The organism is uncultured Tepidimonas sp., from assembly GCF_938045175.1.
Classification (GTDB): domain Bacteria; phylum Pseudomonadota; class Gammaproteobacteria; order Burkholderiales; family Burkholderiaceae_C; genus Tepidimonas.
Map to the genome: position 1 here is coordinate 1 of NZ_CALIND010000086.1, position 11,302 is coordinate 11,302.

Annotated in this window: 7 protein-coding genes; 4 read left to right on the forward strand and 3 right to left on the reverse strand. The window is 66.6% G+C overall.

The window, feature by feature from the left end:
- Positions 1-1,344, forward strand: a 1,344-nt coding sequence (locus Q0716_RS04545) for a vitamin B12 dependent-methionine synthase activation domain-containing protein (protein WP_299020150.1), incomplete at its 5' end; no start/stop codon positions are given.
- Here Q0716_RS04545 and Q0716_RS04550 read toward each other — a convergent pair.
- Positions 1,341-2,021, reverse strand: coding sequence for a TetR family transcriptional regulator (locus tag Q0716_RS04550; RefSeq protein ID WP_299020151.1), 681 nt, complete (start codon positions 2,019-2,021; stop codon positions 1,341-1,343). The two genes, Q0716_RS04545 and Q0716_RS04550, sit on opposite strands and share 4 nt — an antisense overlap.
- Positions 2,022-2,105: 84 nt before the next feature.
- Here Q0716_RS04550 and Q0716_RS04555 point away from each other — a divergent pair, with 84 nt between their 5' ends.
- Genes Q0716_RS04555 through Q0716_RS04565 form a run of 3 tightly spaced genes read left to right on the forward strand, consistent with a single transcriptional unit; the run spans position 2,106 to position 7,847 of the window.
- Positions 2,106-3,239 (forward strand): efflux RND transporter periplasmic adaptor subunit, encoded by a 1,134-nt coding sequence (locus tag Q0716_RS04555; RefSeq protein WP_224440979.1) that lies wholly within the window; start codon positions 2,106-2,108, stop codon positions 3,237-3,239.
- A gap of 10 nt (positions 3,240-3,249) precedes the next feature.
- A complete protein-coding gene (locus Q0716_RS04560; RefSeq protein WP_299020156.1) occupies positions 3,250-6,396 on the forward strand; it encodes a multidrug efflux RND transporter permease subunit in 3,147 nt (1,048 codons plus the stop codon).
- Positions 6,393-7,847: an efflux transporter outer membrane subunit gene (locus Q0716_RS04565; RefSeq protein ID WP_043702786.1), complete on the forward strand. Its 1,455-nt coding sequence runs from the start codon at positions 6,393-6,395 to the stop codon at positions 7,845-7,847. Before Q0716_RS04560 ends, Q0716_RS04565 begins: the two co-directional genes overlap by 4 nt.
- Positions 7,848-7,947: 100 nt before the next feature.
- Here the strand turns inward: Q0716_RS04565 and Q0716_RS04570 are convergent, their stop codons facing one another.
- Entirely contained in the window at positions 7,948-10,284 is a 2,337-nt protein-coding gene (locus tag Q0716_RS04570) for a type II/IV secretion system protein (protein ID WP_299020162.1), read from the reverse strand.
- Between the two features lie 206 nt (positions 10,285-10,490).
- Positions 10,491-11,302 (reverse strand): ATP-binding protein (locus Q0716_RS04575; protein ID WP_299020164.1); only part of this gene is annotated, 812 nt, incomplete at its 5' end.

Here is an 11,302-nt window from a genome sequence, read left to right on the forward strand (position 1 = left end):
GTGCCCTGCCACGACATCCTCGCCAAGGCCAAGGAGGTCAATGCCGACATCGTGGGCTTGTCGGGCCTGATCACCCCGAGTCTGGAGGAGATGCAGCACGTCGCCGCGGAAATGGAAAAGGACCCGTGGTTCCGCGAGCGCGGCGTGCCGCTGCTGATCGGCGGCGCCACGACGAGCCGCGTGCACACGGCGGTCAAGATCGCGCCACAGTACAGCGGGCCGGTGGTGTACGTGCCTGACGCGTCGCGCAGCGTTGGCGTGGCGCAGGCGCTGCTGGGGGAGCAGCGCGAGGCCTACGTCGCCGAGCTGCGCGCCGACTACGCGCGCGTGCGCGCCCAGCACGCGGCGAAGAAGCCCACGCCGCTGTGGCCGCTGGCCAAGGCGCGGGCCAACCGCACGCCCATCGACTGGTCGGCGTGGCAGCCGGTGCGCCCCGGCTTTCTGGGCCGGCGCGTCTTTCGCCAGTACGACCTGGCCGAGATCGCACGCTACATCGACTGGGGGCCGTTTTTCCAGACCTGGGACCTGGCGGGGCCGTATCCGGCCATCCTCGACGACGAGGTGGTGGGCGAGCAGGCGCGCAAGGTGTTTGCCGATGCGCAGGCGATGCTCAAGCGCCTCATCGACGCGCGCTGGTTGACGGCGCACGCGGTGGTGGGGTTCTGGCCCGCCAGCGGCGAGGGCGACGATGTCGTGCTGTATGCGGATGAGTCGCGCACGCAACCGGTTCTGACCTGGTACAACTTGCGGCAACAGGCCGCCAAGGAAGAGATCGACGGCGTGATGCGCCCCAGCCGCTGTCTGGCGGACTTCGTCGCGCCGCTGGCCAGTGGCGTGCCGGATTACGTGGGGGTGTTCGCGGTGACGGCGGGTATCGGCGCCGAGGCGCGCGCGGCGGCGTTCGAGGCTGCGCACGACGACTACAGCGCGATCATGCTCAAGGCGCTGGCCGACCGGCTCGCTGAGGCGCTGGCCGAGCGGCTGCACGAGCGCGTGCGCACCGAACTGTGGGGCTACGCGCCGCACGAGCGGCTGACCAACGAAGAGCTGATCGCCGAAAAATACCAAGGCATCCGCCCCGCACCGGGTTACCCGGCGTGCCCGGACCATACGGTCAAGCGCGACCTCTTCGCGCTGCTGCGCTGCGACGATATCGGCATGGGACTGACCGAGAGCCTGGCGATGACGCCTGCGGCCAGCGTCAGCGGCTTTTACCTCGCGCACCCCGAGGCGCGCTACTTCAACGTCGGCAAGATCGGCCGCGACCAGCTCGAGGACATGGCCGCGCGCCGTGGGATGCCCGTCGAGGAGCTGGCCCGCTGGTTGGCTCCGTTATTGGATTAGCCGCGCTCGGCCGGGCCGACCGTTACCGCGCCGGCTGAAGAGGGCGTCAGCTCGGTCGCGCAGCGCTTGCGCAGCGCGATGTGCTGCTCGATCAGCGCCTCAGGCGTGCCCAGCGCCGCCAACGACGCCGGTGCCAGCAACCACAGACGAATCAGCCCGGCCAGAAAGCACTGCGTGTCCCATGCCGCCAGTGCCGGCGACAGATCGGGGCGCAAACTGCCCTCGCGCTGCGCGATTTCATACGTGCTCGTCAGCTTGCCCTGCAAGTCGTTGATGTGCAGGCACCACTCCTCCAAGTCTGCGGCCCGCTCCTGCACAAATTCGCACTTGAATTCGCAGATCTCCATGATGGCCAGCAGCCGCTCGTCGCGCTGGATGGAGCCGATGAGCTGCAGCAAAAAGTTGCGCACGCGCCCCAGCGCATCGGTATGGGGGTCTAGCAGCAGCGTGTCGTCGAGCCGATCAATGAGCGGGATGGAGACCTCGTCAAACATCGCCTGCAGCACGTCCCCCTTGTTGGCGAAGTGCCAATAGACCGCGCCGCGCGTCACACCAGCCGCTTTGGCGATGTCTTCCAATGTTGTGCGACTGACCCCTCGTTCCCGAAAGACCGTGCGTGCCGCCTCCAGCACGCGGGCACGGGTTTGCAGAGCCTCCTCTTTGGTGCAGCGAGCCATATCATAAATTTTCGCACAGTAAACATACATACACAAATGTATGTAAAATCCAGAGCTCTCACAATCTCGATAGGAGGGTGTGCTGTGTGGAATCGAAGCCGAGCCGCGTTGGGCGCGGCCTTGGGGGTGCTCGCGCTGCTGGCTGGCTGCCAGCGGGCGGTGGGTGAGTCTGCGTCGGAACACGAGATGCCGCCGCTGCCGGTGCAGGTGCGGGTGATGCAGGCGCAAACGGTGCCGCTGATGCTGGAAGCCGTGGGGCAAGCGGAAGGCTCCAAGCAGGTAGAGGTGCGCGCGCGCGTCAGCGGTTTGATCGAGCGACAGCGCTACCAAGAGGGCGAGCCGGTGCGCGCCGGTGCGGTGCTCTACGAGATCGAGCGCGCGCCGTTCGAGATCGCGCTGCAGCAGGCGCGCGCGCAGCTGGCGCAGCAGCAAGCCCAGCTGGCGCAGGCGCAGCGGGAGTATGAGCGCGTGCGTCCGTTGGCGCAATCCCAGGCCGTCAGCCAGCGCGAGGCGGACAACGCGCTGTCGGCACTGCAGTTGGCCCAGGCCGCGGTGGCGGCAGCCCAGGCACAGGTGCGCCAAGCCGAGCTGAACCTGTCGTACACCACGGTGACCGCCCCGATCGCGGGGGTGACGGGGCGCTCGCTCAAGTCCGAGGGGGCGTTGGTCAATCCAGGCACGGACAGTTTGTTGACCACTGTGACGCAGACCCACCCCATTTGGGTGCGGTTTGCAGTGTCCGAAGCGGAATGGGCGCGCTTGCGCGCCGCCGCTGGCACGCAGGTGCGCGTGCTCGATGAGCGGGGCGAGCCGCTGTTGGAGCCCGGGCGGTTGAATTTTACGGGCTCGACGGTCGACCCCGCGCTGGGCACGGTGCCGCTGCGGGCCGAGTTTGCCAATCCGCGGTTGCGCGTGTTACCGGGGCAATTTGTCAAGGTGCAGGTGGTGGCTGGGCAAACGCAAGGGTTTTTGGTTCCGCAAGCGGCCTTGGTGCAAAACGAAGAAGGGCATCGGGTGTGGGTGGTGCGCGATGGGCATGCCCAGCCCGTTACCGTGCAAACCGCCGGTTGGTGGGGCGGCGATTGGGTGGTGACGGCAGGGCTGCAATCGGGCGACTCCGTCATCGTCGACAACCTGATGAAGCTGCGACCGGGCATGCCGGTGACCGTGCACACCGCCGCGGCCGCGGCTGCAGCACAGACGAGCACGGGCCACTAAGGGAGGGCGCATGAATTCCCGCTTCTTTATCGAGCGGCCGATTTTTGCGGCCGTGTTGTCCATCGTCGTCGTGCTGGCCGGACTGGTGGCCATGCGCGTGCTGCCCATTGCGCAGTATCCCGAGATTGCCCCACCGACCGTGACCGTCACCGCGTCGTACCCCGGGGCATCGGCCGAAACGCTGGCCACCACGGTGGCTGCGCCGATCGAGGAGCAGCTCTCGGGCGTGGAGGGGCTGCTGTACTTCAGCTCGAGCGCATCCTCCAACGGTACCGTCGAGATCACCGCCACGTTCGAGGTGGGCACCGACATCGACAAAGCCACCTTCAATGTCAACAACCGGGTGCAATTGGCGATGCCGCGCTTGCCCGATGAGGTGCGGCGCAATGGCGTGGTGGTGGCCAAGCGCTCCAACAACTTTTTGTTGGTGATTGCACTGACCTCGCCGCGAGGTACCCACGACGAGCTGTTCCTGTCGAACTACGCCACGCTCAATATCGTGGATGAGCTCAAGCGCATCCCAGGCGCGGCCGACGTGCAGGTGTTTGGCGCGCGTGACTATTCCATGCGGGTGTGGCTCCATCCCGAGCGCATGGCGCAGTTGGGTGTCACGCCGGCTGACGTCGCGGCGGCCATCAGCGCGCAAAACGCCCAGTACGCGGCTGGCAAAATCGGTGCCGAGCCGGCCCCGGCAGGCCAGGTGCTCACTTACACCGTCACCGCGCGTGGGCGACTGCTGCGGCCCGAGGAGTTTGGCAACATCGTCTTGCGCGCCGACGGCCCTAACGGGGTGTTGCGACTCAAAGACGTGGCGCGGGTGGAGCTGGGCGCACAAAGCTACGACCAGTCCAGCTACGTCGACGGCAAGCCCTCCATCGCCATTGGCGTGTTCTTGCAATCGGGGGCGAACGCGCTGGATGTGGGCGATGCGGTCAAGGCCAAGATGGCCGAGTTGCAGCGCGAGCGCTTCCCCGAAGATGTGGCGTACCTCATCCCGTACGACACCACCCGGTTTGTGTCCGCCTCCATCCATGAGGTGGCCAAGACGGTGCTCGAGGCCGCCCTCATCGTGCTGGTGGTGGTGTATGTTTTCTTGCAGACGTGGCGCGCCACGCTCATCCCCATGCTGGCGGTGCCGGTATCGTTGATCGGCACGTTTGCGGGGTTGTGGCTGCTGGGTTTTTCGATCAACACGCTCACGCTGTTCGCGATGGTGTTGGCCATCGGTATCGTGGTGGACGACGCCATCATCGTGATCGAAAACGTCGAGCGCCTCATGCGCGAGGAGCGCTTGAGCCCGTTTGCCGCCGCTGTCGAAGCGATGCGCGAGGTTTCCGGTGCGGTGGTGGGCATCGTGCTGGTGCTGTGCGCGGTCTTTATTCCCGTGGCATTTATGGGTGGGATCGCGGGGCAGCTCTATCGCCAGTTCGCGGTGACGGTGGCCATCTCGGTGGTGCTCTCCGGGGTGGTGGCGCTGACGCTCACACCGGCGCTGTGCGCCCTGCTGCTCAAGCCGCACACGCCCGGAGGGCCCACGCGCGCCGAGCGCTGGTTTGCGCCATTCAATCGCGGGTTTCAGTGGTTGACCGACCACTACTTGCGCGGGGTGGACTTGGCGCTGCGGCGGCGCCTGGCGGCGCTGGTGGCCTTTGTGCTGATATTGGGGGGGGGCGGCTGGCTCCTGGTGACGGTGCCCAGCAGTTTTGTGCCAGAGGAAGACCAAGGTTACATCATCGCCTCGGTGGTGTTGCCCGATGGCGCGACGCTGGCGCGCACACAGCGCGCCACCGAGACGCTGCGGCAAATGAACGCGGACAACCCAGCCATTCAAAACTTCTTCGCGATCAATGGCTTCGACTTTATCGGTGGTGGCGCGAAGGCAAACGCCGCGACGATCTTCATCCCGATGAAGCCGTGGGAGCAGCGGCAACAGAGCGCGCAGGCGCTGGCGCAAGCCGTCTCGGGCATGGGCCTGGCGCTGCCCGACGGCATTGCCTTTGCTTTCAATCCGCCGGCCATCATGGGGTTGGGCCAGGCGGGCGGCTTTGAGGTCTATGTGCAGGGGCGCACCGAGCCCGACCCGATGAAGTTGGCCCAGGTCACGCAGGACTTCATCGCGGCACTCAGTCGCCACCCCGCACTGACCGGCCTCAACACCTTCTACCGCCCCACGGTGCCACAGCTGCGCGTGGAGGTCGATCGCGAAAAGGCACTGGCTCTGGGGGTGTCGGTGGACGAGGTGTTTGCCGCTTTGCAGGTGCAGATGGGGTCGTACTACGTCAACGACTTCAACCGCCAGGGGCGTACCTATCGGGTGACGATCCAGGCCGATGCCCCCTTCCGCGCCCGGCCCGAGGATTTGGGACGGCTGTATGTGCGCTCGCGCACCAGCGGGCAGATGATCCCGCTCAAAGCGCTCATCCGCGTGGACAACATCGTCGGCCCCGAGCAGGTGGAGCGCTACAACGGCTATATCGCGGCCAAGATTTTCGGTAACGCTGCACCGGGCTACAGCTCGGGCGAGGCCATCGCCGCCGTCGAACAGGTGGCGCGTGAAACCCTGCCGCCCGGCTACAGCATCGAGTGGACCGGGCAGGCCTATCAGGAGAAGCGCACGGGCAATGCTTCGGTGTTCGCCTTCGGCTTTGCGTTGATCATGGTGTACCTCATTCTGGCGGCGCTCTACGAGCGTTGGGGGGTGCCGCTGGCGGTGATGCTGGCCGTGCCGTTTGCCGTGACGGGGGCGTTGTTGCTGGTGTTTTTGCGCGGAATGGAAAACGACATCTACTTCCAGATCGGCTTGGTGGTGCTCATCGGTCTGGCGGCGAAGAATGCCATCTTGATTGCCGAATTCGCCATGCAAGGCATGGAGCGCGGCCTGTCGGCCGTGGCCGCCGCGCGCGAAGCCGCCCGGCTGCGCTTTCGCCCCATCGTGATGACCTCACTGGCGTTTGGTCTGGGGGTGGTGCCGCTGATGATCGCCACCGGTGCCGGTGCCGCCGCCCGGCAATCGATGGGCACGGGCGTTTTTGGCGGCATGGTCGTGGCGACGTTCGTGGCTCCGCTGTTCATCCCGCTGTTTTTCACCTTGTTGGCGCGCAAGCCGCGCCCCACACACGGCCATGCGTCTGGCGCAGCCGAGGAGGTGTCGGTATGACGTTGCATGCACGAGGAACTGCGCGGCGATGGGGGTCGCTGTTGGGGGTGGCTGTGCTGGGCGGATGCGCCATGGTGGGGCCGGACTACGAGCGTCCCGCAGTAGAGTTGCCTGCGCACTTTCCGGTGGCCACCGTCACGAAGTCCGAGGCCACGGCGACGGTGTCGCCGACGTGGTGGACGCTGTTGGGTGACCCCACGCTCGACGAGCTGATGGAGGCCGCGCGCCGCCACAACACGGATGTGCAGGCGGCGGCGGCGCGCGTGGAACAGGCCGAAGCGCTGCTGCGCGAGGCCGAGGCTTTGCGCTGGCCAACCCTTGGGTTGAACGCCGCGGCGACGCGCCAGCGCAGCAGCGCGTTGGCCCCCGGTGGTACCGGGGCCGCGTACGAAACCTACCAGCTCGCGGGCACCACGAGTTTCGAGATCGATTTCTGGGGCCGATTGCGCCGGGCATCGGAGGCGGCGCGTGCCCAGGCGCTGGCCACGGACTACGCTCGCGAGGTCGTTTGGCAGACGGTCAGCGGTTCGGTGGCCCAAAGTTACTTCACGCTGCGTATGCTCGATGAGCAAATCGCGCTCAGCCGCGAGACGCTGGCGTCGCGCGAGGAGAGCCTGCGGCTGTTGCAGCTGCGCCTGCAAACCGGTGCGGCCACCCGTATGGAGGTGGAGCAAGCCGAAGCGGAGCGAGCCGAGGCCGCTGTGCAGTGGCGCGAATTGCAGCGCCAGCGTGAGCTGGTGCGCTCGCAATTGGCGCTGTTGACCGGGCAGCCAGCGCTGCAGCTCGAGCCGGGGCGGCTCGGTGACATGCCGCTGCCACCCGTGCCGCCGCCGGGGCTGCCCTCGGCGCTGCTGGAGCGTCGCCCCGATGTGCGGCAAGCCGAGGCCTTGTTGGCTGCCGCCAACGCGCAAATCGGTGTGGCGCGTGCGGCGATGTACCCCAGCATCGTGCTGACGGGGGCGGCAGGTGGGCTCAGCACCGAGCTGGCGGACTTGCTCAAGAGCGGTGCGCGGTTTGGCTCACTGGGCCTGACGTTGGACTTGCCCCTCTTCGATGCGGGGCGGCGGCGCGCGCAAACCGCCCAGGCCGAGGCGCGTCAGCGCGAGGCACTGGCGACTTACCGCGCAGCGGTGCTGGCGGCGTTTCGCGATGTGGGCGATGCGCTGACCGATTGGGAGGCCGCGCGTGCCGCGCAAGCCGACGTGGAGGCGGCTGCACAGGCCAGCGAGCGGGCGTTGCGTGCCGCGCAGCAACGTTACGAGGTGGGTTATGCGAGTTACCTGGAGCTGCTCGATGCCCAGCGCAGCGCCTATGCGGCGCGGCTGCGCGTGGTGGAAAACCGCCGCGCCCAGTTGAGCGCGACGGTGGCGGTGTTCAAAGCCCTGGGCGGCGGCTGGTCGGCACCCGAGCGGCTGACGGCGTCGCGTGACAGTGGCCATCGTGAGCGTTAGCGCTGTGTGCGGTGCCGCGCTCCGGTGGTTTTTGCATGTGGCTGCAGCGCGCGCCGCATCGCCGTCATCACGGCCCGCCCCGCTGCGCGCAGCGGTCGCGTCAGTGCGCGGTGCTGGCGCGGATTTCGTCGACGGTTGTCAGGCCCTGCAATACCTTGAGGATGCCGTCTTGGCGCAGCGTGCGAAAGTAACCGGTGCTCATGGCCGAGCGCACCAGCGCTTCGGGCGCGGCTTTCGTTTGGATCAGCCGCCGCAGCGGCGCATCCACCACCAGCAGCTCATGGATGCCGATGCGTCCTTTGTAGCCCGTGTGGTCGCACTGCGGGCAACCACGGGCACGCGCGTGGCCGAGCCCCATTTGACCCTGGCCGTAGCGGGCCAGCCATTCGTCGCGTAACGCATTCGGCGATGGCCGCATATCCTCGGGAAGCGCGTGGGCATAATCGGCCATGAGCTCGTCCAAGGTGGCGGCATCCAGCGGCTCTTGCACGCGACAGTGCTGGCACAACTGCCGCACCAGGCGTTGTGCCAGCACCGCGGCCAACGAGTCCGCAAAGTTGAACGGATCCATGCCCATGTCCAGCAGCCGTGTCACCGTCTCGGCCGCGCTGTTGGTGTGCAGGGTCGACAGCACCAGGTGACCTGTGAGCGACGCCTCGACTGCCATTTGCGCGGTTTCGGCGTCGCGGATCTCCCCTACCATGATCACGTCGGGGTCGGCGCGCAGCAGCGCCCGCAGCGCCGCGCTGAACGTCCAGCCGATGCGGGGGTTGACCTGAATTTGACGCAAGTCGGGATTGGTGATTTCGACGGGATCCTCGGCCGTCCAGATTTTGCGATCGGGCGTGTTGAGGTGTTGCAGCAGCGAGTGCAGCGTGGTCGTCTTGCCCGAGCCGGTGGGGCCAACGCACAGCACCATGCCATGGGGTCTTTGTACCGCCTTCAGCAGCCGGGTTTGGTTCTCTGGGGCCATGCCCAACGCTTCTACAGGCAGCGGTTTGGCCGACGCCAGAATGCGCAGAACGATGTCTTCCGCGCCGCCATGGGTGGGGATGGTGGCCACGCGCAGCTCGATGCGGTGTTGCGGCGAAAATTTCGCAAATTCAATTTTGCCGTCTTGGGGTTTGCGTCGCTCGGAGATGTCGAGCTCGCACATGATTTTTATGCGCGCCACCAGCGCTGCCCGGTAGGTGTGTGGCAACTCCATGTATGGCCGCAGCCGCCCGTCTTTGCGCAGGCGGATGCGCACCTTGCGTTTGCCCGGGTAGGTTTCGATGTGAATGTCCGAGGCCCCTTGTTGGTGCGCGTCGATGATGATGGTGTTGATGAGCCGCACCAGTGAGTTGTCGGATTGCTCTACCGGGGGCGCGGTTTCCGTCTCGTCGTCTGTTCCCTGTTCGAGCGACTCGAGCAGCTGTTCCGGTGACGTGGGAACGCTGGCGTCGGCGTCGGCCACCGGCGGCGTGCCGGCGTCGAGCCCGAAGCGGGCGTAGAGGTCGGTGATGGTGTGGCTGTCCAGCGACTGGCTGCTGAGTGCCGGGACCACCTTGCACTGCAGTGCGAACTCCAGCTCGTCGATCGTCGCGCGGCGTGACGGGTCCTCGGCCGCAATGATCAGCGTTCCGGTCTGCCACAGCAGTGGCACGATGCGCAGCTTGCGTGCGGTCGCCAGCGGCACGCGGCGCAGGGCGTCCGCGTCGACCGGAAACTGCGTCAGGTCGACGACCGGGTAGCCCATCTTGCGCGCCAGCGCGATGCGCAGCTGTTCGCGCGACAATTGACCTGTGCGAACGAGCAATTCGCCCAGCGGGGTGTTGCGTTCGCGTTTTTGTTTTTCGAGCGCTTCCTGAAGCTGTGCTTCGGTGATGAAGCCCAGGGCCGTCAACGCCTCGCCAATACGAACGAGTGGCATGCGCTGCTGCTCCTCCAGCGCCTGGAGGAGTTGCTCGGGCGTGACGATTTCCTCGATCAGCAGGAAATCCCCGAGCTTGCGTTGACGCAAGGCATCCTGTTCGCGCGCTGCACGCTCGACGGCGTCGGGTGTGATGGCCTGTTGCGCAATCAGCACCTGACCGATCACTTCGCCGATATGAAACGCTTCGTAAGCCTCCCTGGGAATGAAGATGCGTCGCACCCGGTCCTGGTCGTCGATGGGCTCGAAGAGAAACAGGCCGGCATCCGTTTCCGCGTGGCCGATGGTCGTGCCTTCGTGGATGCTCCCATCACGCCATGAAAGCCGGTAGGGAAGCCGTGGACGATAGTCAACGAGTTCTTCTAATTGGCGATTTGCCTCGCCCGCGAGCAGCGTGTTCGTCGGGGCCAACGGCTCCGCCAGGACCAGCCGCCGGAACATGTCGAAACGCAGGGGCACCACCGCGCGCGACGGGGGCACCTGAACCTGGATGACACGCCGCTCCCAATCAACCGCGATCAACAAACACGATCGGGTCTGGCGGTTGGCTCCCTCGACCTCGCACGGCTTCGGTCCGTCGGCACCGTCGTCCGCGGCGTAGCCCACATATGGGGGAGTAGGCCACCGAAGTGCGGCGGGTCCAGAGGATCGTTGCGTGTTAACGAGGGGATCGGCTGCGTCGTCAGGCATGGCAGTGCGTCATGGAACTTGGCCTCCCTGGTTGCAGCCGATTATGACGGCATCGGCGGGGGCGCGGGGCGATACTGCAGCGCTTCCGCCACATGCGCGGCCTGCACGCGCTCGCTGCCGGCGAGGTCGGCGATCGTGCGCGCCACGCGCAGCGCCCGGTGTGTGGCGCGACCGGACCAGCCCAGGCGGGTGGCCGCCTGCTGCAGCAGTTGCCGCGCGGCCGTGTCCAGCGCCGCGTGCGCCAGCAGCGCGTCACCCTGCAGCGCGTGGTTCGGGTGCCCCTGCCGCGCCTGCGCCCGCTCGCGCGCTGCGCGCACACGCTCGCGCACCACGGCGGTGGATTCCGCGGGCGCCGCCTCCAACAGGGCTTGGGGTGGCAGTGCCGGCACGTCCACCTGCAGGTCGATGCGGTCGAGCAGGGGGCCGCTGAGCCGGTGGCGATAGCGCTGCACCTGGTCCGGCGTGCAGCGGCAGGCGCGTATCGTCGATCCCAGATAGCCGCAGGGGCAGGGGTTCATGGCCGCGACGAGCTGAAAGCGCGCCGGGTACTCGACTTGGCGCGCCGCGCGCGACAGGCGCACCCGGCCGGTCTCCAGCGGTTCGCGCAGCGCCTCCAACGCAGGGCGGGGGAATTCCGGCAACTCATCCAGAAACAGCACCCCCTGATGCGCAAGAGAGATCTCACCCGGTTTTGGGTTACTCCCTCCCCCCACCAACGATACAGAAGACGCTGTATGGTGTGGCGAGCGAAAGGGGCGAAGAAGAGGAAACTCGATCGAGCCAGGTTGTGAGATGGAGTAGATTGCTGCAACACTCAGTGTCTCATCTTCATCCATCTCCGGAAGTAACCCCG